Source organism: Paraperlucidibaca sp. (assembly GCF_982810325.1).
In genome coordinates, this window is sequence record NZ_CEYEMI010000002.1 from 104,597 (window position 1) to 128,212 (window position 23,616).

Consider the following 23,616-nt stretch of genomic DNA (forward strand, 5'->3'; position numbering starts at 1 on the left):
TACTGCAAAAGCCCGCCATGCGTTATCGCTGGCATGCCTTCATGTTGCGGCTACCGGTGGCGGGAAAACTCATTCGTGATTCGCAAGCCTCGCGATTTGTCAGCACCTTAGCCATCCTTACCCGCAGCGGCGTGCCATTGGTCGATGCCTTGCGCATTGCGGCCGAAGTCGTTGATAACTTGCCGATGCGCGAGGCGGTGTCCTCTGCAGCTGATCGCGTCACTGAAGGTGGCCGCTTGGCACCAGCCATTGAGCAGGCCAAACTGTTTCCGCCGATGATGACCAATATGATTGCCAGCGGCGAGGCCAGTGGCGAGTTAGATGAAATGTTGATGCGAACCGGGCAAATGCAAGAACGTGCGTTAACCGGCAGCATTAGTACGCTTGTGGGCTTATTTGAGCCCATGATGTTGTTGATGATGGCCGGCGTTGTGCTGGTGATTGTCTTAGCCATCATGCTGCCGATTGTGCAGATGAATAATTTAGTGAACTAGTGGAGTGAATATGCGAGCTCGTCGATTTTCCGCCCAAGCCGGCTTTACCCTGATTGAAGTCATGGTGGTGGTTGCCATTATTGGCATTCTGGCACTGATTATTGTTCCCAATGTTGTTGGCAAAGATGACCAAGCACGCGTGACATCGACTAAGGCCAGTTTAAGTGCTGTGGCCAACGCGCTAGAGCTTTATAAGCTCGACAACTATCGCTACCCAAGCACCGAAGCCGGTTTAGAGGCCTTGGTCACGCGCTCACCAGAAGCGCGCATATTTCCCGATGGCGGCTACCTTCGCCGTTCGCCTGTCGACTCATGGGATAACGCCCTGCAGTATGTTTCACCTGGCAGTGATGGTAAGCCATACGACTTGCTCTCTTTAGGCGCCGATAACGCCGAAGGTGGCGAAGGCTACGCCGCGGACATTTATTTCGAATGAGATTATTGGCGCGCCCAAAGCAATCAGGCTTCACCTTAATTGAGGTGCTGCTGGTCATCGTCTTGATGGCCGTGCTGATGGGTGTCGCCGTGGTGAGCTTAAATCCCTCAGATCCATCCCGCCGCGTGCAACAAGAGCGTGAGCGCTTGCAGGCTAAAATTGGTTACGCGCGCCTGCTCGCGGAAACTGATCAAATGGAAGTTGGCTTGCAACTCTTGCCTGAGGGTTATCGCTTCTTGCGCTTCGATAAAATGCGCCAGCAATGGTATGCCATCGACAATGACCCAGCCTTAAAACCGCAAGAAACACTCGGCATTGCCTATTCGTGGCGCGATGCTGGTGTGGCGCAAAGCATTGCTAGCACTGAGCCCAAAGAAGGTGCAGTGGAGCCCGATATGCTGCTGCTATCTAGCGGCGAGGCCACGCCAGGTGAATTGAGCATTCGTTCTCGCGATGACGCACGCGTTGAACCACTAAAGCTATTGATTAACGACCTAGGCGACACACGCTACGTCGAAGATAAGCCAGCCGGTTTCGGAGAGGGCAGTGGCGCCTCAACTTACAACTAAATCACTGCGCACGCGCGGCTTTACCCTGATCGAAGTCTTAGTGGCAATGGCTATTTTTGGCATTGTCGCACTCACGCTACTAACGCAAACCCGAGAGCAAACTCGCCAAGCCGGCAGCCTTGAAGATCGTTTAATTGCGCACTGGGTCGCTACCAACACGCTCACAGATTTACAAAGTGTTGGACAACTACCCGATCTCGGCAATTCTGAGACCAATACCGTGATGGCTGGTCGTGATTGGCTAATCAGCATGAGGGCAGGCAAAACCCCAAGCCCTGATGTGCGCAGCATGGAAGTCAAAGTCAGCAGTTACGACCCAATTAGCGGTGAAAGTGGCTCACCACTAGTCAATGTTGTTGGCTTTATCGGGCGCTTTAATAATGGTTAGAATCCGAGCCGAGCGCGGTTTTACTCTAATCGAGCTACTAGTCGCCATTACTATCATGGCCTTAATCAGTGTCGGCGCTTTTGGTTTTTTAAGTGGCACCAGCCGCACTGCTGAGCGCCTCAATGACAAGCAAAAAGAGCTGTTATCACTTGAGCGCATGCAATCGGTTATTGCCAATGATTTAGCGCAATGGGTTGATCGGCCGATTCGTGATGAGCTCGGCGACTCGCTGCCGCCATTTGTACTGTCTGCCGATGGCGCACTAGAGTTCACCCGCCGTGGCCTAAGCAATCCGCTCGATAAGCCGCGCAGTGACATGCTGCGCGTGCGCTACGAGATGCGCGGCAAGCAGCTATGGCGATTAACCTGGCTAACCTTGGATCGTATGCCCGGGCTTAAGCCAATTGAGTCGCCATTGGGACCTCAGCTAGAGAAGCTGCGCTGGCGCGTACGCTCAAGTAATACCAGCCGCATTGAAGAGGTATGGCCACCAACTAGCTCAGGTGCTACTGGCATCAGTGGGGCTGTGCTTGATAAAGGCGCTCCTGCATTACTAAATCTCGAGCTCGATGTGCCGCCTTGGGGCGATATCCGTCGCATCTATTTATTACCGGATAACGATAATGCGACCGGCTAAGTCAGTGCTAAAGCAGCGCGGCGTAGCTTTATTGACCATGTTGCTCATTGCAGCCTTGGCCACCGTACTGGTTACGACAATTATTGAACGCCAAGCCCGCGTTCAACGCGAATTAGCCGGCGAGCTACAGCTCGATCAAGTGGCTCAGTACAATCATGGCGCGGCGCTTTTTGCTATGGCGGCCTTACGCGAAGATGGCCGCAAGGGCATGTTAGTTGATCATCCTGGTGAAGATTGGGCGCAACCCTTTCCACCATTTCCGGTACCGGGCGGTGTTATTTTGCCAGCACTAAGCGATGCGCAAGCCCGCTTCAACCTCAATAGCCTAGTCACGGCCGGCAGTGTTAATCAGTCAGCGCTATTCTTTTTTCGCCGCTTATTGAGCCAGTTACTTCTACCGCCAGAGTTGGCCGATAGTCTTGTGGATTGGCTAGACACTGACTCCCAGCCATTCTCAGCAGCAGGTGCAGAAGATGATTACTACCTGCGCTTAGATGTGCCGTATCGATCCGCCAATCGCGCACTAAGCACCTTTGATGAGCTACGCTTAGTGCGCGGCTATAATCGTGAATCGCTGCGCACGCTATCGAGCTATGTCACGGTGCTGCCCACTGCAGCGACGAAAATGAATGTGAACTTTATTTCGCCGGGTATTCTGGAGGCCCTAGTGCCTGGCTTGGCACCAGCATCCGCGGTTGAGCTATTGCAGCAACGGCCCACTGAGGGTTGGAAATCTTTAGCAGAGTTTCTCGACAATCCCGTGTTTAATGGCGTCAGCAATGATGTACGTGCGGCGCTAACCTCATTGCTCGATGTTCGCTCGCGCTATTTTGAGCTCTATACGCGGGTACGCTTTGGTGATCGAGAACGGCTACAATGGACGTTGATTGCACGGCGCACATCGCGCTTACTTGATGTTATTGCTGTGGAACGCAACCCATCATGGATTCCAGATATTGAGCCACCCCCAGAAAACAGCGGTGAGCTGACAGAAGAAGAGGATGCTCCTTAATGGAAAGGCTGTTTTTACGACTCCCTACGCTAAATAGCGGTGACATCACGGCAGTATCTTATGCTGAAGGCCAGTGGCAACGTTTGGGCACTTGGCAAAGTATTGATGCCATTGCCGAAGAGCTTTTAGCCAACGCCGATGTGCCCGTGGTTTTAGTAACCCCCGTCGGCATTGATATCGCTCTGGTCATTGAGGCTAGTGCGCGCCAACGCAAAGAGGCGGGCATTGGTTTGGTGGCCTTGGCCGAAGAGCAGCTTGGCGAGGATTTCGAGCGCCTGCAGTGGTCGTTGACTGATCTCGACGAAGGTACTGTGCTAGCTCGCGGCATTAGCTTGAGCTATATGCAGCATTGGTTGCAGGCATTTGACGCGCTTGGCATACGCCCAGTCGCCGCTATTCCAGAGGCCTCACTGCTGCAAAGCGATAGCGAGCATTGGCTTTGGTATCCAGTGGGCGCGGAAGTTTATTTGCAGGCTCAGCCCGGTGAAGCAGCATTGGTTGCCGAAAGCGATGCAGCCATGGTGCTTGATCAATTACTCAGCCAACGAAGTGGCAGCGCCGCGCCTGTGCGTCTGCGTTACCCGCAAGGTACGAGCTTGCCGCCATTGCCCGAGCGTATCAGTCCGTCGCCTGCACCTTGGCAGGATTGGGCAGATTTAATTAAGCAACAAGCTACAGCGCGCTGGGCTACGCATCCACAAAACTGGCTCACTGGCGCTTTAGCCCCGCAGTCGAAATACCCTTGGTCGCCACGCTGGAAATGGGCGATTGCTATGTTGGTTGTGGCCTCGCTGGCAATGATCGCCGGTGATCGTTTTATGGCCTATAAGCTTAGTAGCGAGGCGACGCTAGCCCGCGCTGAAGCAGAGCAAAACTATCGCCAATACTTTCCAGAAGAGCGCCGTATCACAAACTTGGCTCGTCAATTTTCAGCACGCCAAGCCGCTGGCAATACGCTAGCACCTGAGGTGGTACTGCAACTAATGGCTCAAACAGCGCCATCAGCCGATTGGCAGATTAAGCAGTTTGATTATCGTGACAATGTGCCTGCTCGCATCGATGTTGCCGGTGGCGTGCTTGATGAAATCAATGGTTGGTCGCAAGCCCTAGAAGCTCAAGGCGTGTCAGTAAAGATCGAAAATGCACGTTTAGATAATGGCGTTGCGCAAGCGACGCTGCATGTGGCTAGCATGGGAGCTAAGCGCTAATGTCAGTTATTTCAGAGCGCATCAATAATGCCTTAGCGCCAGCACAAGACTATTGGCAGGGCATGCCTGAGAAGGATCGCCGCGCCCTAAGTCTGCTGGCCGCGATTTTACTGCCAGTGATCGTGATCTGGGGCGGCATTATGCCGGCGAAACAGGCGTTAAACTCAGCACAGCTTGAGCGACAAGAAGCCGTCTCCCTAGCATCGGCTATTCGCAATGAAGGTCCGCGCTTGCGTGGCGGTTCCAGTGAGCGTGTTCCTGCCAATGAGTTGGCGCAGCGTGTACAAGCCTTGGCGGCAAGCCAAACTATCACCCTAGCTCGCTTGGAGTCTGACCCTTCGGGCGTTCGTATTGCCATGAATAATGCCAGCGTTATTCAGCTCACTTTGTTTTTGCAGCAATGCCGTGCACAGGGCATTTCAGTGAAAGAGGTGGTGATAAATCCAGGAGCTGACGGCGCCAGCCAAGTTCGCGTTAGATTGAGCGTGTAAATTACTGTTAATAATGGCTTTGACTGCGTTTTCTGCGTCATTAAGATGACTTCAGTTTCACGAAAATCAGGCAATAAAAAAGCGGCTTAAAAGCCGCTTTTTTACATCTACAATTTACATATTTGGGTAGTTTGGACCACCGCCACCTTCTGGAACGACCCAGTTGATGTTTTGTGCAGGATCTTTAATGTCGCAGGTTTTGCAATGCACACAGTTTTGCGCATTGATCTGGAACTGCTTTTCACCCTCTTTAACGACAATCTCATAGACGCCAGCAGGGCAGTAGCGCTGTGCAGGTTCGTCATAGAGCTTGAGGTTTTGCTTCAGCGGGATGCTGGCATCGCCCAGTGTTAAATGCACCGGCTGGTCTTCTTCGTGGTTGGTGTTAGAGATAAACACCGACGAGAGCTTATCGAAGCTGATTTTGCCATCGGGCTTCGGATAAGCAATCGGTTGATGGAAAGAAGCCAAATCCAGTGTTTTGTAATCTGGTGTGGTGTCATGGATGTTGAATGGCAGTTTGCCATCGAACAGGTTTTGTTCGACAAAGTTGTACGCCGCACCCATTAACGTGCCCATACGATGCATGGCGGCGCCAAAGTTGCGTGACTTGTACATCTCTTCGTAGAGCCATGAGGCTTCGAACTTGTCGATATATTCGGTGACTTCATCGCCACCAGTACGGCCGGCTTTCAGTGCATCGAAGATGCCTTCAGCAGCAAGCATGCCCGACTTCATTGCGGTGTGGCTGCCTTTGATCTTGGAGAAGTTCAAGAAGCCAGCGTCATCACCAATGAGCAAACCACCTGGGAAAGTCAGCTTAGGCAGTGAGTTCAAGCCGCCTTTAACTACAGCGCGCGCGCCGTAAGAAATGCGTTTGCCGCCTTCAAGGTATTTTTTCAGCACAGGGTGGTGTTTCAGGCGCTGCATCTCATCAAATGGCGAGACATAGGGGTTGCTATAAGACAGGTCGGTGATCAGGCCAAGCGAGACTTGATTGTCTTCGGCGTGATACAGCCACCAGCCGCCCGTTGAGCCAGACTCGCTGAGTGGCCAACCAGCGCCGTGCATGACCAAGCCGGCTTCATGCTTGGCAGGATCAATTTCCCACAGCTCTTTAATGCCTAAACCGTAGTGTTGTGGGTCGGCATCTTGGTCGAGCTTGAAGTGGTTGATGAGCATTTTGCCCAAGTGACCACGGCAGCCTTCGGCAAACAGTGTGTATTTAGCTAATAGCTCATAGCCTGGGGTGTAAGAGCCTTTGTGCTCGCCATTTTTGCCAACGCCCATATCGCCAGTAGCGATACCTTTGACAGCGCCTTTTTCATCATAAAGCACTTCGGCAGCAGCAAAGCCAGGGAATAAATTCACTTCCAGTTCTTCAGCTTTTTCGGCCAACCAGCGCACGACATTGCCAAGGCTAACGATGTAGTTGCCTTCGTTATGCATGGGCTTAGGAATGGCCCAGTCTGGCGTTAAAATAGCTTTCTCTGGGCTGATTAAGAAGTGCACTTCATCTCGGGTGACTTCGGTTTTCAGCGGTGCGCCTTCTTCTTTCCAGTTTGGAAAGAGTTCATTCATGGCACGTGGTTCAATGACGGCGCCGGACAGGATATGAGCACCGAACTCGGAACCTTTTTCCACGACGCAGACAGAAATTTCGTGGCCGCTCTCAATACTGAGTTGGCGCAAACGGATAGCGGCGGACAAGCCAGCTGGGCCGCCACCTACGATGACGACATCAAATTCCATCGCTTCTCTTTCCACGATGTTCTCCTTGCAATGAACCCATAACGGGAAAAATAAATCGCGAGCTGTAGACTTAACTCACCTAACAAAACCCATCTAGTATAAAAGCCGAGGCAAATCAGGCCAAGTAATTGCCACACAAATAAGCAGGTTTTGTCTGATTTCTGTGTAATCTAGGCTGAAAATAGAGGTATTTATGCACAATAACGAAAAGCCACCGAGCGACAGCCAAATTTTAAGCAATCCTCTAGCCATCGCTGATCAAATTGGCACTGGTGGTGGCAAGAGCAAGCTGCCGCCAATTCACCTGTGGAATCCGCCATTTTGCGGCGATATCGACATGGAAATTCGCCGCAATGGCGATTGGTTTTACCAAGGTTCGCGTATCCAGCGCCCGGCCTTGGTGCGGCTATTTAGCACAGTCATGCGGCGCGAAGATGACGATGCTTATTATCTGGTAACGCCCGTTGAGAAGGTGCGTATCCGCGTTGAGGATGCGCCGCTGTTTGTCGTGGCGTTAGAGGTTTTAAACGAGGAGGGTGGTCAATCCTTGCAGTTTACGACGAGTACTAATGATGTCGTGATTGCCAGCGCTGAGCATCCAATTACCGTAGTGCATGGCGACGATGGCCCTGTGCCATATGTGCATGTGCGCGACCGTTTGACGGCGATGATTAGCCGGCCGGTGTATTACGAATTGGTGGCGCTGGGGCATGAGGTTGCTGAGAGCGGTGATGCCGCCCAGCACACGTTAAACGTAACGAGTGCTGGGGTCGACTTCAGCCTAGGCAAGTTTTAACAAGAGGCGGCCGCGTTATGCGGCAATAATCAGACGCACTGCCATTAGTTGCATGCTGACATCACGCAGTGCCTGCTCACCGGCCGCCACGCGATCGCGCTGCTGAGTAACTTCCGCCTCACGCACCGACGGGTTGATTTTCGCGAGTGCCTGCAAGCGCTGAAGTTCGCTGTACTCAAGCGTATGCCAAGCCACTAGCGCTTGTTCACGTAGGCTATCTAGCACGGCTTCGGCAGCGGCATCGGCGCTGCTGACGAGCTTTTCTGCTTCAGTGCGATGCGCTTTAATCACACTTCGAGCTAGTTTGGCATCGGGCACATCGAGCTGTTTGCCTAAGTTAGCGGCACTGACTTGGGCGGCTAGGTTACGGCCATTGATATCCGCCAAGATACGCAGTGGTTCATGGCCCAATACTCGATCTAGCGCTAAGTCGCGGCGGGCGAGCACGCTAGGCTGATACCAAGCTTCTAGCAGCATGGTGCCGGGCTTCACCGATTTATTACGCAAGACAGCCACTTGTACCATGCCCTGCGTGTGCGTCGCCATCCAGTCGAGAACGCCTTGCACCATGGGATGTTCCCAGGTCAAAAAGTGCCAATCCTCATGCGCCAAGGCCAAATCACGATCGGCGCAGACTGTCATGCCGTCAGGATCTAAGCCAGGGAAGGCATCAATCAGTTGGTGTTCGCCAGGCTGTAAGATCCAGGTGCGAGGTTGGCCTTGGTCATCGACATGGACGCCAAACGCTTCCCAAGCGGCAAGCATGAGCTCATCTAAGCGAGTGTCATTGTCTTGCGTTTTAAGTGCTTCGACTAGCGGTTGAGCAATGTCTTGCCGACATGATTGCAGCTCCAATAAGCGATCACGACCACCGGCTAGCTCAGCTTCAAGCAGCTCACGCTCAGCGCGTGCCTCAATAATTAGCTGATCGAGTTGCTCTTCCGAACCGCTAGGGCGTAGCAGTGGCTTTAGATCGGCGATAAAGGATTCATGCACGTTTTGCGCCGTGGGTGAGCATTGCGCAAACACATTCAATGCCTCCCCATACCAGCGGAATAGCCGTGCCTGAGCTGAGCCTGCCAATAACGGCACATGCAAGTTAATCGTTTCGGTCTGGCCAATACGATCGAGTCGGCCTATGCGCTGTTCAAGTTGATCTGGGTTATCGGGCATATCAAACAGCACAAGATGATGCGCGAACTGGAAGTTACGGCCTTCCGAACCAATTTCCGAACACAGCAAGATCTGCGCGCCCATTTCAGGCTCGGCAAAATAGGCCGCGGCACGGTCGCGCTCGAGCAAGTTCATGGCTTCGTGGAAAACGGCCGTGCGAATGCCTTCACGCAGACGAAGATGCGTCTCTAGAGCTTCAGCAATTGCGGCGGTGCGAGTAATCAATAGGCATTTATCGCGGCGATGGCTTTTTAGCCAGCCAGTAAGCCAAGACACTCGTGGGTCTTGCTCAAGGAAGGTTTCTTCATCGACACGCGTCTCAGGCCAAATAGCGCCTTTCGCTAACCACGGCGCATAACATTCGGGTGTATCTAGCAGCACTGGATGGCTGGCGCGGGCAGGAAAGCCACCAACTGCGGCGCGTGTATTGCGAAATAACACACGGCCTAAGCCATAGCGATCGAGCAAAGCATTTAAGGCTTGCTTGCGACCAGTTTCAGTTGATAAATCTAAAGTTAAATCAGCTAGTTGCGTAGATAATACTTTCGATTGCTCAGCATTTAACTGGTTATCGAGTAGGGCATCGGCCAAGGCGCGAGTTTCATCCCACTGCTCGTGAGCATCCATAAACTCATCTAGCGATGGATAACGTGCCGGATCGAGCAACTGCAGACGCGCAAAATGGCTTTCGACGCCGAGCTGCTCGGGCGTGGCCGTCAACAATAATAGGCTCGGCACAACAGCTGCTAAAGCCGCAACGGTGTCGTATTCGACGCTGCTAGCCTCAGGCGACCAGGCCAGATGGTGCGCTTCATCGACCACGAGCATGTCCCAAGGCGCATTTAATGCCTCGGCTTGCAGCAAAGGGTGGTCGGTTAGCAGAGATAGCGGCGCAATAATCAGCTGCTCACTGGCAAATGGATTGTCGCCCACCTCAGCCATGGCCGCGCAACGCTCAAGGTCAAATAAGCTAAAGGCGAGATTGAAACGGCGACGCATTTCCACCAGCCATTGGTGCACAAGGCTGTCTGGCAGCAAAATCAGCACACGTTCAGCGCGGCCTTGCACGCGTTGGGCATGAATGATTAAGCCGGCTTCAATGGTTTTACCCAAGCCGACTTCATCAGCTAAAAGCACGCGCGGGCTTAGACGGTTAGCGACACTATTAGCCACCGATAATTGATGCGGAATAAGGCCAACACGCGCGCCAGCCAATCCACGAACGGGGCTGCGGGCTTGTTGCAAACGCTCACGAAGCGCGGCTTGGCGCAGAGCAAACCATGCGCGCGAATCGACTTGCGCTGCCAGTAAACGCTCACGAGGCCGAGATAGATGCAGCTGTGCCGATAGACGAGCTTCCATCAGGCGCTTTTGCACGCCGTCAGCGTTAATAACGTCGTAGCTAAGCAAGCCATCTTGCGCGACGACGTGCTCGACTGACCATGGCTGCTCATCGCTGTCGTTGATTTTATCGCCAACCATGAATTGGATGCGGGTGAGCGGGGCACTGAGCTTGGCATAGACACGAGTGTCATCGGCGCAGGGAAAAAATACCGTCATGGCACGGGCATCTAAGTCGACAACAATGCCTAAGCCTAACTCTGGCTCGGTGTCTGAAATCCAACGCTGACCTACAACTAAATCATTTTGTTTCATGTGTTTAGGGCTTACTCATCAAGTGTTAAATAGAAAGAAATTGCTCGGGAATTTCGAAAAACATGGCGCGGCCATCACTAGGATGGGCAAAGCCAAGTTCACAAGCGTGTAGGCAAAGCCGTGGGCTACGTGCCTGCCATTGATTGCTGGCATAGAGTTGGTCGCCAACAATGGCGTGACCAAGAGTGCATAAATGTAAGCGTAACTGGTGGGTGCGGCCGGTTATCGGCTCTAGGGAAATCAGGCTAGTGTCATCTCGCCGTTGCAGACATTTCCAATGCGTTTGCGCGGGCTTTCCTGCTTCATAATCAACCACTTGCCGCGGCTTGTTATCAGGGTCATAACGCATGGGCCAAGACATAGTGCCAGCATCTTCGCCGACAACTCCGGCCACTAAAGCAACGTAGCGCTTATGGATGCGGCGCTCTTGAAATTGAATGCCCAAGACCCGTCGAGCCGCGCTATGGCGGCCATAAACCATCACGCCAGAGGTGTCTCTGTCGAGTCTATGCACGGCAAAAATATTGGGATCTTGTGCTTGTAGGCGGGTAAGCACGCTGTCGGTTTTATCTTGGCCTAGGCCAGGAACCGAGTGCAAGCCAGCAGGTTTTTGTACCACGACGCAGTCGGAATCGACGTGCAATAGCAATAGCCCAGGGCAGGTCAACGAGGTATCGGAGGACGTGGTGGGCTTATTCATGGCGCGGATTATACGCGAACTTAGCTATCACCCGCAGTGAAAATTAACTGGACCGAGGTAAATCGCTGCAGAATTTAGCTTAAGCGAGCTGATATTGACGAATTAAGCGCTCACGATGCTTGGGTAGGCCGTCGTGCAATCACCGTGCCTTTGATTCATAGCTGTAACTACGGCAGAGATAGCTAATAAATCGTCATTTATAGCCAAGTTAATCTGTTTAATAGCGCTGTTCATGGCAAGATGCGGACATGAGCATAGAAAAACAACAAATGCCGGCTTTGCATCCTGTGTATGCGCGACTGCTTTGCGCCGAACTTCAGCGACAAGGTCTTAGCACTGCTGAAATCGTTGGAAACACAGGCCTTAGCTGGGCTTCACTGCATGATCAATCTGACTGGCTCAGCATCAATCAAATGCAGGCTTTAGTGAGTAGGGCAGTTGAGCTAAGCAAAAACGCAGCTCTCGGAATGACTGTCGGCTTAAACACTCAAGTGACGGCACATGGCGCGCTCGGTAGTGCAGTCGCATCATGCGCGACATTAGCCGATGCACTGATGTTAATTGAGCGCTACGCCGTGCTCCGGCAATCCATTGTGCATACGAAAACAATTACGCAGGGGCAGTTTGCTGGGCTAATTGTGCATGAACACTATATGCCTGAGCCTTTGCGCCAGTATTTGCTCCTGCAATTAGTTGCAGGTTTGCTACGCCTTGTGGATGCCGTCACCGGCATGAGCATGGCGACAGCTTTACGAATCGAATGGCCGTTTCCACGCCCCATATGGTCTGATCAGCTCAAAGCTATCGCTGCAGATAATAGCTTCTCGGCAGATAAACTGACGGTATTGCTGCCTGCATCTGTCATAACGCTGCCAAGCTTAGCTGCCGATGCCCATACCTATGAGCTCGCAGTGCTAGAGTGTGAGCGCCAAGCACAAGCTTTGCAGCATGGCGGACAATGGTCACAACGTGTAAAAACCTATTTAGCACAGCATTTGCTGCACGCGCCAAGTTTGGCCAACACTGCAAAGGCTTTTAATATGTCGTCACGTTCATTGGCGCGTAGGCTGCAGCAAGAGTCTACGCGTTATCAGCAACTTATCGATGCTGTTAGATTTGATGCGACCTGTGTGAAGCTGCGCCTCAATTCACAACCTATTAATACGATAGCGATGGCAGTAGGTTTTCAAGATGCGAGTAATTTTAGTCGTACTTTTATGCGTTGGGCGGGCATGACGCCGCGCGAGTATCGTTTGCAGTATTGCCCTGATACTGCAACAAAAACCGCCCTCAAAGAGCCAATATAACGATGCGTATAATTTATATTATGTTAAATATAAGAACAATCTGTCTATGTTTGGGGCTATTAGGCTCAACAACTGCACTGGCTTCTGCACTCACGATCACGCCAAGTCAGTTTCCGCTGACTAACCCATTTATGTCGACAATTGCTGGCACGCCGGCATCCTTACAGCCGAGCCAGCTGCCCGAAGACAAATACATCGATCAAGATGACTACAAGCTCAACATCCGACCTGAGCGCGAGTTTGCTTTGCCGGATAGTTTTTGGGCGGTCAAAAAACTGCATTATCGAATCGCTCGCCAGCCTAAGGCCGCGCCACTGATTTTCATCATTGCAGGCACCGGTGCGAACTATAAAAACGACACCATCGATTTTTTAAAGAAAGTCTTTTATAGCCGTGGCTATCATGTGGTTCAGCTATCCTCGCCAACAAGCTATGACTTCATTGCAGCGGCATCACAGTCAGCCACGCCAGGCATCAGTAGCGAAGACGCCGATGACTTAATGCGCGTGATGACGGCTGTTTTAAAAGACAACCCAACACTGGACTACACCCGGATAGACCTTGCCGGCTACAGTTTAGGCGCCCTTCATGCAGCGTTTATTGCCGCCGCAGATGCGAAAAAACCAGAGTTTTACTTTCAACATATAGCGCTGCTAAACCCACCCGTTAGCGTGCTGCGCTCAACGCAACAGCTCGATAAGCTGGTGCAAGCCGATGTACCTAAAGCGAAAGGAAAAGATGGCTTTTTTGAGTTAATTTTCAGCAAACTATCTCGGTTTTTCTACGAACAAGGCAGTGTTGAGCTATCTGAGGCGATGCTTTACGACTTTCAACGCTCATCAGAAGCACTTAATAACGAAGAAATGGCCATGTTAATTGGCAGTGTGTTTCGTTTTGCCGCCGCCGACATCGTTTTTACTAGCGATGTCGTCAATAAGCGCGGACAAATCGTGCCCATCGATGCCGATTTGAGTGAATCTAGCAGCCTAACGCCCTACTTCAGGCGCTCGCTGTTTTGCGACTTTGCCTGCTATGTGAAGCTGCAATTACTGCCCTATGTGCAAAAAAGTCAGCCAGATCTTGATATTCGCCATTTAGACAATATCAGCGGCCTAGCTTCTATTGCCGACTACCTCCGCAGTGCCAAAAATGTGCAAGTAATCACTAACGCCGATGACCTAATTTTACAGCCCGTAGACTTCGCTTTCCTACACACAACGTTTGGCGACAGACTCACTGTATTTGATCATGGCGGCCACTTAGGCAACATCAAATACATCCCTTATGTTGAGCAAATGATGAGTATTTTCAATGACTAATATGCTCATTCTAAACACCGCAACAACACTTGCGCGCGGCCTCTTTTTAGCCAGCTTGCTTTGCAGCCAGCTCGCCTCGGCTGATGAAGCACTTAGCAGCTACCCGCAAAGCCCGCTAGAGTCTTTACAGTTTGTGCCTAGCGATCATCAAATAATCTTTGAGCGCTCTAGCTTGGTTGCACTAGCAGTTAAAGACCCTTGGGAAGCAGTTAATCGCCGTATCTACCACTTCAACCAACGCGCTGATGAGTATGTTTTGCTGCCTATAGTGCGAGGTTATCGCTTTGCCCTCCCCTCATTTGTGCGCAGCGGCGTTCACAATGTTTTCAATAATCTAGGCGATGTCACTAATCTGCTAAACAGCATTTTGCAGCTAAAGCCGAAGCGAACAGCAACGACAACAGGCAGATTATTGCTGAACACAACACTAGGCATTGCAGGAATATTTGATCCCGCAACAGCGATTGGCTTGGCGAGGCAAGAAGAGGATTTCGGGCAAACGCTAGGCTTTTACGGCGTCGGAGCAGGCCCATACGTCATGCTGCCCTTGCTCGGCCCATCAAATTTGCGTGATGCCAGTGGGCGTCTTTTTGATGTCGGTGCCAGCACGCAGATAAACTTCATCAATAGTGCGGACATCAAACAAGACTATCTGGCGCTCTACGGCTTGCAAATCACCGATGAGCGCGCAAATACAGCCTATGAGTATGGTTCACTGAACACACCTTTTGAGTATGAAAAACTGCGCTATGTTTTTCAAAAGGCACGTGAATTACAAATCGAAGATTAAGGTTGTTGCAGAGCCTTTAGGCCACTCCAAGTGAACTTATTCATTAGCTCAATGACTTGCTGCTTGGGGACATGTGGGTTCTGTAGCCACCATTTTGCAATTTGCTCACCTGCTCCCGAAGCTCCGTGGGCAAATGCTTCACAGCTTTCAATATCAATGCCTTTAACGACACCGAAAAGTAATTGTGTGATTTTCTCAACGGTCAAAAAGCGTAATCGTGACGCCTCATCAGAAGCGGTGCCAGCAATAGCAGCGCCACCACCAAATAACAAATGCCAAGAGGATCGATTTTCCTCTACAAATGTGAAGTACCCTTCAACTGATGCCTGAAGGCGCCCTTCAAGTGTTGATAGGTCTTTTGCCGCATCTACAAGGTGCTGATCAAGTGATTCACGGGCGCGGCGAAGGCATGATAGATAGATGCCATCTTTCGAGCCAAAATGATTATAGACGATCGGGCGAGTTACCCCAGCTGCAGAGGCTATATCCTCCATCGAGGTGCCTTGGTAGCCATGCTCAATAAATAGCTGCAAGGCGACATTTTGTAGCTGCTGCTCGCGCTTGGCACGCGGCATGCGACGGGCCTTAGGCTTGATGTTAGTTGGAAGTTCCATTTCCGCAACGGCTGCTGCGCCCTGCTCAGTAAAAGGCATGTCGTACCATACTCCTTGTAGTATGCACAGAGTATACATAAGTACATGTGGTTACGACAGTGGTACAAACCAGTTTAAACGGCTGCGTAGTTTTACGACCTCACCAACAATAATTAAGGTTGGGGCGGGTAACGGCTCATTCGCCAACTTATCCTCAATAGTTTTCAGCGTGCCGATAACAACGCGTTGATCAGGTGTCGTACCTTTAGAAATCATCGCTACTGGTGTCGTTGCTGCTAAACCGTGAGCTAACAATTGCTCACGGATAGGTCCTAAGCTAGTTAACCCCATATATAGCACAAGAGTTTGGTTTGGATGCACCAGTTCGGCCCATGGCAAATCTGGCGTGCCATTTTTTAAATGACCGGTAACAAAGCGCACTGATTGAGCGTAATCGCGATGGGTCAATGGAATACCAGCATAGGCTGAGCAGCCACTAGCGGCGGTAATACCAGGTACAACTTGAAAGCTAACGCCAGCCTCGCTGAGCTCTTCGATTTCCTCGCCGCCACGGCCAAAGATGAATGGGTCGCCGCCCTTTAAGCGGCAGACACGTTTACCTTCTTGCGCCAAGCGCACGAGTAAGGCATTGATACCTTCCTGCGGTAAGGCATGGTCGGCGCGTGCCTTGCCGACATATATGCGTTCAGCATCGCGGCGACATAAATCCAAGATGGGCGCCGACACCAATCGGTCATAAACCACGACGTCGGCCTGTTGCATCAGCCTTAGCGCCTTGAAAGTAAGTAGGTCAGGGTCACCAGGGCCAGCACCAACCAAGTAGACCTCACCTGCCCCGCGCTGATCTGGGTTAGCAATTGCTTGCTCTATTACTGTTCGGGCTTCATCGACGCGGCCTGAAAACACTAACTCTGGCATGCTGCCATCGAGCTGTGTTTCCCAAAATAAGCGCCGCGCGGAAACATCAGGAAAGCGCACTTTTGCCTTATTGCGAAACTCGCCTAGAAGCTCGGCCAAACGGCCATAGGCAGCAGGAATCATCGATTCGATTTTGCCGCGCAAGATGCGTGCGAGGACTGGCGATACGCCATTGCTTGAGATGCCGATGAGTAAGGGCGATCTATCGACAATGGCGGGGAAAATTACCGTGCACAGTGCTGGCGCATCGACGACATTGACCGGAATGCCGCGGGATTGAGCATCAGCGGAGACTTGGGCGTTGAGATCGAGCTTGTCTGTGGCAGCAACCACTAAAATATTGCTCTCGATGTCGCCGCTATCATAGCCTCGCAGACTCACTCGCCCGCCATGCGCCTCCACGGCCTCTCGCAAAGCCGGTATGACCTCTAATGCAACCAGATGAATGCGGGCGCCAGCGCGTAGCAAAAGCGAGGCTTTGCGCTGGGCAATTTCGCCGCCACCAACCAATAAGCAAGGTTTATCTTTTAGGCGAAAGCCCAGCGGTAATGTATCCATCAAGCATTAGCACTCAAGCGTGTTAATCCACCCATATACGGCTGCAATACGGTAGGAATACGAATGCTGCCATCGGCCTCTTGATAGTTTTCTAGCACTGCAACCAAGGTGCGGCCAACGGCAAGGCCAGAGCCATTGAGTGTGTGCAGTAAGTCCGGCTTACCGGTTTCAGGATGGCGGTAGCGGGCTTGCAGACGGCGAGCTTGGAAGCTGGCGAAGTTCGAGCACGAGGAGATTTCACGATAAGTCTGCTGACCGGGCAACCACACTTCTAAATCATAGGTTTTACAGGCGGAAAAACCCATATCGCCGCCGCACAGCAGCATGGTGCGATACGGCAGCTCCAGCGCTTGCAAAATAGCCTCAGCATGACCAACCAACGTTTCTAAGGTGGCATCGCTATCTTCGGGGCGGACAAACTGTACCAGCTCAACCTTTTCGAATTGATGCTGACGAATCATGCCGCGCGTATCACGACCGTAAGCGCCAGCTTCACTGCGGAAGCAAGGTGTATGCGCAACATAGCGCTTAGGCAACTCATCGACTGGGATGATTTCATCGCGATGTAAATTGGTCACCGGCACTTCGGCGGTCGGAATCAAAAACAATTCGCGCTCGCCCTGTAGCTTGAATAGGTCATCGGCAAATTTAGGCAACTGACCGGTTCCTTGCAGGCTTTCGGCATTAACTAAATACGGTACATAAACTTCGTTATAGCCGTGCTGATCAGTGTGAGTGTCGAGCATAAATTGCGTCAACGCGCGGTGCAGCCTAGCTAATGGGCCAGTGAGCACGGTAAAACGCGCGCCGCTGAGTTTGCTCGCGCGTTCGAAATCCATGCCGAGACTTGAGCCTAAGGCGACATGATCCTTCACTTCAAAGTCGAATGTGCCCGGTGTGCCCCAGCGGCGAATTTCTACATTGTCATCTTCGCCTTTGCCTGCTGGCACAGACTCGTGCGGCATATTTGGTAAGCCCAGCGCTAAGGCCTGCCAAGTTGCTTGGACTTGCGACAGTGCCTGCTCAGCCTCAGCTAAGGCGGTGTTAATGGCTTCCATTTCAAGCTGCAGTGCATCGGTGCTTTCGCCATTGCGCTTAGCCTGACCAAAGCGCTTAGAGCCAGCATTACGCTCAGCTTGCAAACGCTCAGCGTCCAGCTGTAACTGCCGGCGCTGCTGCTCAATAGCCTCTAATTCAGCGCTCGCAAGCACGACATGGCGCTTGGCTAATGCTGCGGCAACAGCGGCTAAATCATTACGCAGTAGTTTCGGGTCCAGCATGGCAGCATCCTGTTAATACATTAATCAATGGGGTCGTCTTCGCCGCGCTTCCAGCCACTGGCGGTATTTAAGTCGTTTAAGCGTGCGAGTTTAGCCTGAACTTTTAGCTCTAAGCCACGCGCCACAGGGTGGTAGAACACCTGCCCCGCTAGATTTTCGGGCAAATAGCGTTCGCCAGCCACAAAGGCTTCTGGAAAGTCATGGGCATAATGATAATCGAGACCGTGGCCTTGCTGCTTCATTAAAGCAGTTGGCGCGTTACGTAAATGTTTCGGCACCGGCAATGAGCCATGGCTAATGACAGCGGCTTTAGCGGCTTTCCAGGCACCATAAACAGCATTACTTTTCGCCGCGATGGCCAAATAAGTTACCGCTTGCGCCAATGCCAACTCGCCTTCGGGCTGGCCTAGGCGCTCAAGCGCCTGCCAAGCCTCAAGCGCGAGCGTTTGCGCGCGCGGGTCTGCCAGACCGATGTCTTCGCTGGCCATGCGCACCACACGGCGGGCGATATAGAGCGGGTCGCAGCCGCCATCAATCATTCGCGCTAACCAATACAGTGCACCTTGCGGGTCGGAGCCGCGCACGGACTTATGCAGCGCTGAGATTTGATCGTAGAAATCATCACCGTGTTTATCGAAGCGGCGTGCGCTACCTTGCAAGATGTCATTGAGGCCGCTGTCATCAAGTAGGCCGTTGCTGTCGGCCAAATCAGCTGCGATATCGAGCAGGTTTAGCGTGCGGCGCGCGTCACCATCTGCAGCATGAGCAATGGCATGCTTTTGCTCAGAACTCAGCTTTAACGTGCGATTGGCGAGGCCATCGCGATGTGTAAGCGCCTGCTCGATAAGCTGGAGCAGGTCATCGTGCGTCAGGCTCTTCAGTACGTAAACACGAGCTCGAGACAGCAGCGCTTTATTGAGCTCAAACGAAGGGTTTTCGGTAGTGGCGCCAATGAAAATCAGCGTGCCATCTTCCACATGCGGCAAAAATGCGTCTTGTTGCGACTTATTGAAGCGATGCACTTCGTCGACAAAGAGCACCGTGCGCTGACCTTGCTGCTTGTAAAACTGCGCCTCTTCAATGGCAGCTCGTATCTCTTTTACGCCTGAGAGCACGGCTGAGATCGCAATTAAACGGGCATCACAGGCACTACAGAGCAGACGCGCTAGTGTGGTTTTACCAACACCAGGCGGCCCCCAGAGAATCATCGAATGCAGTTGACCGTGCTCGATAGCCTCGCGCAATGGCCGCCCACGCGCTAAGACATGGGTCTGGCCAATGTAGTCGGCCAGCGACTGCGGCCTAAGCCGAGCCGCTAATGGCGCAAACGAGGGCTCATCGATCACGTTTATTCACGAATAATGTCAGTGCCAGCAGGCGGCGTGAAAGTAAAACGCTCATTGCTCAAGGTGACATTACGCTTGGCCTTGAAAAACGCCACCTCAGTGCGCTGATTGCCAGCATCAAGCAAAGTCATCGACTGCGGCAAATCGCCTTTGAACGATAAGTTCAGCTCAGTAAATAAGCTGTCCTTAGCACGCGGGCTGAGATGAAAAGTGGTAATGGCGCCATTTTGGCTTTGGCGAACGCTGAACTGCTTGGCAAGCATAGCGGCATCGCCAGTAAACAATAACGCAGGAGTTTCACCCCAAGCCTCGCCTAAGGGTCGAATCATCAACTGGGCTAAGTCGGGATCATAAATAAACACTGACGTGCCATCGGCTACGATGAGTTGGCTAAACGGCTGCTTCACTTCCCAGCGAAATTGGCCGGGTTTGCGTGCTTGCAAGGTGCCGGTAAGAATCTTATCTGCAGCGCCACGACTTTGCGTGGTTTGAGTAAACTCGGTGCTTAGCGTTTTTAATGCCTTTAAGCGAGTCGATAGTGCCGCACTCGCTGCCTTCTCTTGCGCCGCAGTTTGTGCAGGTTTAGCAGCTACCGCCGCCGCAGGAGCAGTCGCTTTTGCCAAGCTAGCATCGGCTGCGACAGCAGCTGTGCTAATGCCAGCAGCCAATACACTCAGGACAAACAGTGATTTTAAAACGGTCATATCAAATCCTTTAATCGCGATGAGGAACGATGATTTCGCGTTGACCATTGCTTTGCATTGGCGACACCACGCCCGCGTTCTCCATGGCTTCAACCAAGCGTGCGGCGCGGTTATAACCAATTTTGAACTTACGCTGCACAAACGAAATCGATGGGCGGCGCGTTTCCAACACAAAAGCCAATGCTTCATCGTAAAGCGCATCTTGCTCGGGATCACCGCCGACATCATCGAAGCCGCCAAAACCGCCTTTGCTGCCGCCCTCACCCTCAGAGCCGCCGTCTAAAATGGCATCGATATAGTCGGGCTCTCCACGAGCGCGCCAGTCTCCACAAACGCGGTGGACCTCATCGTCGCTGACAAAGGCGCCGTGAACTCGTTCAGTTAAGCTCGTGCCGGGCGGTAAAAACAGCATATCGCCATTGCCTAGCAGCATTTCTGCACCGCCTTGATCAAGGATGGTGCGTGAGTCGATACGTGACGACACTTGGAAGGCAATTCGCGTTGGCACGTTGGCTTTGATCAAGCCAGTGATCACATCTACTGATGGCCGTTGTGTGGCCAAAATTAAGTGAATACCGGCTGCGCGGGCTTTTTGTGCAATACGCGCAATCAGCTCTTCAACCTTCTTGCCAACAATCATGATCATGTCGGCAAATTCGTCGATAATCACGACAATATAGGGCAACTTGCCGAGATCTGATGCTTCCTCTTCAAACACATTTTCGCCAGCTTTCCATAACGGATCTTTAATCGGCTCGCCAGCAGCAATGGCATCAGTCACTTTCTTGTTATAGCCGTCGAGATTACGCACGCCAAGCTTAGACATCAGCTTATAGCGGCGATCCATCTCGGCCACACACCAGCGCAAAGCATTGGCGGCATCTTTCATATCGGTGACAACAGGCGTTAGCAAATGCGGAATTTTGTCGTAGACCGACAGTTCCAACATTTTTGGGTCAATCATGATTAGGCGCAGATCTTCCGGTGTGGCTTTAAACAGCATCGATAAAATCATCGCGTTCACGCCCACTGATTTACCCGAGCCGGTAGTACCCGCGACCAATAAGTGCGGCATGCGCGCGAGATCAGCAACGATGGGGTTGCCAGCGATGTCTTTGCCTAGCGCCAAGGTTAGCGGGCTGGATTTACCTTCATAAACGCTAGAGGTTAAAATCTCTGAGAGCCGCACCATTTCACGATCTTGGTTCGGCACTTCAATGCCAACAACGGATTTGCCCGGAATCACCTCAACCACACGCACCGAAATCATTGCCATGGCGCGCGCTAGATCTTTGGCAATATTGGTTATTCGCGCAACTTTCACACCTGCAGCCGGTTGAATCTCAAAACGCGTAATAACTGGGCCTGGCTGTACCGCGACCACAGTGGCATCGACATTAAATTCTTTCAGCTTAATTTCGAGTAGGCGCGACATGCCCTCTAGCGCTTCTGCGCTATAGCCCTTACCAATCTGCACTTCAGCCGGGTCAAGCAAGTCCATCGATGGCAGCACGCCCTCACCTGGTGGCGGCGCAAATAATGGCCGTTGCACTGGTATTTTCTTCGCCACCTTGACCTGAGCCGCAGGAGAAATAGTAATTTCACTGCGCACACGCGGCACTTCATTTGCTACGGCCTGCGTTTCAGGTGTGGCACGCATTTGAGGCACATGACGTGGAGCCATTGCTGTAGTTGGCTTTTTCGGCTCACTGCGCAAACGCTGCCACAGCGAGGCTATAGCAGCGACAAAGCTTTGACCTAGCCAAAACAATCCGCGGCCAAGAAGTTCGCTAGCCCTGCCCCATGCAAAGCCTGTTGCTGCGGTAAATGTCACCAGAAACAGCACAATTAAAATTAATGTGCTGCCTAATAAGCCCGTGGCATGCCACATGCTCGAGCCTAGAACCTGCCCGATAACACCACCGGAAGCATTTTCGAGGCCGTAATCGGGTGCGATAAAATGAATATGTCCAAGCGCCGCCAATGACAATAACGCCACTACCCATGCCACCACTTGTGGCATGCCTACCAATGCACGCGAAGGCCGCCACCACAAAATAGCCACACGCCAGAGCATCAACGCCGGAATGGCATAGGCCAAGGGGCCAAGCAGAAAACCTAGATAGTCGGCCAAATGAGCGCCAGCACTACCAGCGGCATTGTGCAAAGGCGCGCTGCCAACGTGAGTCCAAGCACTGTCTTCCGGTGAACGCGTAATCAGTGCCAACAGAATAAATACCGCTAAAACTAACCAAAATATAGTTTGCACATCTCGGCGACGTAGGGCGTTGATGGCCAATTCACCCATGGGCATTTGCTGAGCATCGTTGCGTTGGGCATTTTTTGACGTGTTATCAGGCAATGGCTTCGGTCTCGTTGAGCGCATTGGTGTTGGCGCTCGCTATAAAAGTGATGGGCCATTGTAACCGCACCACACCAAGATGCCATGCTTGCTATACTGAGCGACGATTTTTTCCTCAATGCATTTTGGAGCTAGCATGGCACGCGTACATCACCGCTTAATTATTCTTGGTTCAGGCCCTGCCGGCTATTCGGCAGCTGTTTATGCTGCTCGCGCTAATTTAAACCCTGTGGTGATTACTGGCATGCAAGCCGGCGGTCAGCTCACCACCACCACCGAAGTCGATAACTGGCCAGGCGATGTTGAAGGCTTAACCGGCCCTGCGCTGATGGAGCGTATGCAACGTCACGCCGAGCGCTTCGGCACCCAAGTATTATTTGACCATATCAATGCCGTGGACCTGAAAACTCGCCCTTTTGTGCTTACTGGCGATAGCGGTGAATACACCTGCGATGCACTTATCATTGCCACTGGCGCATCGGCTCAGTACCTAGGCTTGCCTTCTGAAGAGGCGTTCATGGGCCGCGGCATCAGTGCTTGCGCGACTTGCGATGGCTTTTTCTATCGCGGCCAACGCGTCATGGTCGTCGGCGGCGGCAATACCGCTGTCGAAGAAGCACTGTATCTGTCCAATATCGCTGAGCATGTCACGCTGGTGCATCGCCGCGATAAAGTGAAATCAGAAAAAATCCTGCAAGATCATCTGTTCGAGAAGGTCAAAGCCGGTAAAATCTCCATTATTTGGAATCATGCTTTAGAAGAAGTCTTAGGCGATGATGGCGGCGTTAATGGCGCTCGCTTGGTATCGGTCAATACCGCTGATGGCCGCGATGGCATCCAGCAGGATGTTGCTGTCGCCGGCATCTTTATTGCCATTGGCCATATACCCAATTCCGATATTTTTGCCGGCCAAGTCGATATGAATAATGGCTATGTCCGTATTCGCAGCGGCATCGAAGGCAATGCCACGGCGACCAATGTGCCGGGCGTATTTGCTGCTGGTGATATCGCCGATCACGTCTATCGCCAGGCCATTACCTCGGCCGGCGCTGGCTGCATGGCCGCGCTCGATGCCGAGAAATACCTCGACGCTCTTGGCAACTAAA

The 23,616-nt window shown here is 52.2% G+C and carries 21 protein-coding genes and 2 pseudogenes; 13 read left to right on the plus strand and 10 right to left on the minus strand.

What is annotated here, in order from left to right; translation table 11 throughout:
• From AC3DKE_RS01970 to AC3DKE_RS02005, 8 genes are all read left to right on the plus strand, one after another.
• On the plus strand, positions 1 to 494 hold a 494-nt coding region (locus AC3DKE_RS01970), incomplete at its 5' end, for a type II secretion system F family protein (RefSeq protein ID WP_487989917.1).
• 10 nt (positions 495 to 504) lie between these two features.
• Positions 505 to 930: a type II secretion system major pseudopilin GspG gene (gene gspG, locus AC3DKE_RS01975; RefSeq protein ID WP_340674671.1), complete on the plus strand. Its 426-nt coding sequence runs from the start codon at positions 505 to 507 to the stop codon at positions 928 to 930.
• Between the two features lie 5 nt (positions 931 to 935).
• On the plus strand, positions 936 to 1,499 hold the full coding sequence (gene gspH / locus AC3DKE_RS01980; protein WP_411730112.1) for a type II secretion system minor pseudopilin GspH: 564 nt from the start codon (positions 936 to 938) through the stop codon (positions 1,497 to 1,499).
• Positions 1,477 to 1,887, plus strand: coding sequence for a type II secretion system minor pseudopilin GspI (gene gspI / locus AC3DKE_RS01985; RefSeq protein ID WP_340674673.1), 411 nt, complete (start codon positions 1,477 to 1,479; stop codon positions 1,885 to 1,887). The genes gspH and gspI overlap by 23 nt, the downstream gene beginning before the upstream one ends.
• A complete protein-coding gene (gspJ, locus tag AC3DKE_RS01990) occupies positions 1,880 to 2,524 on the plus strand; it encodes a type II secretion system minor pseudopilin GspJ (RefSeq protein WP_340674674.1) in 645 nt (214 codons plus the stop codon). The genes gspI and gspJ overlap by 8 nt, the downstream gene beginning before the upstream one ends.
• Positions 2,511 to 3,536: a type II secretion system minor pseudopilin GspK gene (gene gspK / locus AC3DKE_RS01995; RefSeq protein WP_411730114.1), complete on the plus strand. Its 1,026-nt coding sequence runs from the start codon at positions 2,511 to 2,513 to the stop codon at positions 3,534 to 3,536. Before gspJ ends, gspK begins: the two co-directional genes overlap by 14 nt.
• Positions 3,536 to 4,744: a type II secretion system protein GspL gene (gspL, locus tag AC3DKE_RS02000; RefSeq protein WP_487989919.1), complete on the plus strand. Its 1,209-nt coding sequence runs from the start codon at positions 3,536 to 3,538 to the stop codon at positions 4,742 to 4,744. The genes gspK and gspL overlap by 1 nt, the downstream gene beginning before the upstream one ends.
• On the plus strand, positions 4,744 to 5,235 hold the full coding sequence (locus tag AC3DKE_RS02005; protein WP_484216761.1) for a type II secretion system protein GspM: 492 nt from the start codon (positions 4,744 to 4,746) through the stop codon (positions 5,233 to 5,235). Before gspL ends, AC3DKE_RS02005 begins: the two co-directional genes overlap by 1 nt.
• Positions 5,236 to 5,349: 114 nt before the next feature.
• On the opposite strand, the gene AC3DKE_RS02010 is transcribed toward AC3DKE_RS02005, so the two are convergent.
• Complete coding sequence (locus AC3DKE_RS02010) at positions 5,350 to 6,987, minus strand: electron transfer flavoprotein-ubiquinone oxidoreductase (RefSeq protein WP_340674819.1); 1,638 nt, start codon at positions 6,985 to 6,987, stop codon at positions 5,350 to 5,352.
• A 193-nt stretch (positions 6,988 to 7,180) separates the two neighbouring features.
• Here AC3DKE_RS02010 and AC3DKE_RS02015 point away from each other — a divergent pair, with 193 nt between their 5' ends.
• Positions 7,181 to 7,783 (plus strand): DUF1285 domain-containing protein, encoded by a 603-nt coding sequence (locus AC3DKE_RS02015; RefSeq protein WP_487989921.1) that lies wholly within the window; start codon positions 7,181 to 7,183, stop codon positions 7,781 to 7,783.
• A 15-nt stretch (positions 7,784 to 7,798) separates the two neighbouring features.
• Here AC3DKE_RS02015 and rapA read toward each other — a convergent pair whose 3' ends face one another.
• Entirely contained in the window at positions 7,799 to 10,612 is a 2,814-nt protein-coding gene (gene rapA / locus AC3DKE_RS02020) for an RNA polymerase-associated protein RapA (RefSeq protein ID WP_411730117.1), read from the minus strand.
• A gap of 25 nt (positions 10,613 to 10,637) precedes the next feature.
• Positions 10,638 to 11,312 carry an RluA family pseudouridine synthase gene (locus tag AC3DKE_RS02025; RefSeq protein WP_487989922.1) on the minus strand — a complete coding sequence of 225 codons (675 nt, stop codon included), beginning with the start codon at positions 11,310 to 11,312 and terminating at the stop codon, positions 10,638 to 10,640.
• A 248-nt stretch (positions 11,313 to 11,560) separates the two neighbouring features.
• On the opposite strand from AC3DKE_RS02025, the gene AC3DKE_RS02030 reads away from it, so the two are divergent.
• The 3 genes from AC3DKE_RS02030 to AC3DKE_RS02040 all read left to right on the plus strand — a co-directional run bounded on the left by AC3DKE_RS02030 (position 11,561) and on the right by AC3DKE_RS02040 (position 14,728).
• Complete coding sequence (locus AC3DKE_RS02030) at positions 11,561 to 12,619, plus strand: helix-turn-helix domain-containing protein (protein WP_487989923.1); 1,059 nt, start codon at positions 11,561 to 11,563, stop codon at positions 12,617 to 12,619.
• Between the two features lie 131 nt (positions 12,620 to 12,750).
• Positions 12,751 to 13,938, plus strand: a complete 1,188-nt coding sequence (locus tag AC3DKE_RS02035) for an alpha/beta fold hydrolase (protein WP_487989924.1) — start codon at positions 12,751 to 12,753, stop codon at positions 13,936 to 13,938.
• Positions 13,931 to 14,728 (plus strand): MlaA family lipoprotein, encoded by a 798-nt coding sequence (locus tag AC3DKE_RS02040; RefSeq protein WP_340674683.1) that lies wholly within the window; start codon positions 13,931 to 13,933, stop codon positions 14,726 to 14,728. Before AC3DKE_RS02035 ends, AC3DKE_RS02040 begins: the two co-directional genes overlap by 8 nt.
• Here the strand turns inward: AC3DKE_RS02040 and AC3DKE_RS02045 are convergent.
• From AC3DKE_RS02045 to AC3DKE_RS02075, 7 genes and pseudogenes are all read right to left on the minus strand, one after another.
• Positions 14,725 to 15,381, minus strand: a complete 657-nt coding sequence (locus AC3DKE_RS02045; protein ID WP_340674684.1) for a TetR/AcrR family transcriptional regulator — start codon at positions 15,379 to 15,381, stop codon at positions 14,725 to 14,727. The genes AC3DKE_RS02040 and AC3DKE_RS02045 overlap by 4 nt on opposite strands.
• Before the next feature lie 51 nt (positions 15,382 to 15,432).
• The gene (gene cysG / locus AC3DKE_RS02050; protein ID WP_379069392.1) at positions 15,433 to 16,818 is read right to left on the minus strand and encodes a siroheme synthase CysG; all 1,386 of its coding nucleotides are present in this window, start codon (positions 16,816 to 16,818) and stop codon (positions 15,433 to 15,435) included.
• On the minus strand, positions 16,818 to 18,098 hold the full coding sequence (gene serS, locus AC3DKE_RS02055; protein WP_484216396.1) for a serine--tRNA ligase: 1,281 nt from the start codon (positions 18,096 to 18,098) through the stop codon (positions 16,818 to 16,820). The genes cysG and serS overlap by 1 nt, the downstream gene beginning before the upstream one ends.
• A gap of 20 nt (positions 18,099 to 18,118) precedes the next feature.
• Complete coding sequence (locus AC3DKE_RS02060; RefSeq protein WP_340674687.1) at positions 18,119 to 19,444, minus strand: replication-associated recombination protein A; 1,326 nt, start codon at positions 19,442 to 19,444, stop codon at positions 18,119 to 18,121.
• Positions 19,445 to 19,446: 2 nt separating this feature from the next.
• Positions 19,447 to 20,148, minus strand: a complete 702-nt coding sequence (gene lolA / locus AC3DKE_RS02065; protein WP_487989926.1) for an outer membrane lipoprotein periplasmic chaperone LolA — start codon at positions 20,146 to 20,148, stop codon at positions 19,447 to 19,449.
• A gap of 10 nt (positions 20,149 to 20,158) precedes the next feature.
• Positions 20,159 to 21,658: pseudogene (locus tag AC3DKE_RS02070) on the minus strand (DNA translocase FtsK); the annotation flags it as partial.
• A 285-nt stretch (positions 21,659 to 21,943) separates the two neighbouring features.
• A pseudogene (locus AC3DKE_RS02075) lies at positions 21,944 to 22,534 on the minus strand (DNA translocase FtsK 4TM domain-containing protein); the annotation flags it as partial.
• A gap of 112 nt (positions 22,535 to 22,646) precedes the next feature.
• On the opposite strand from AC3DKE_RS02075, the gene trxB reads away from it, so the two are divergent.
• Positions 22,647 to 23,615, plus strand: a complete 969-nt coding sequence (gene trxB / locus AC3DKE_RS02080; protein WP_340674690.1) for a thioredoxin-disulfide reductase — start codon at positions 22,647 to 22,649, stop codon at positions 23,613 to 23,615.
• Position 23,616 lies beyond the last annotated feature (1 nt).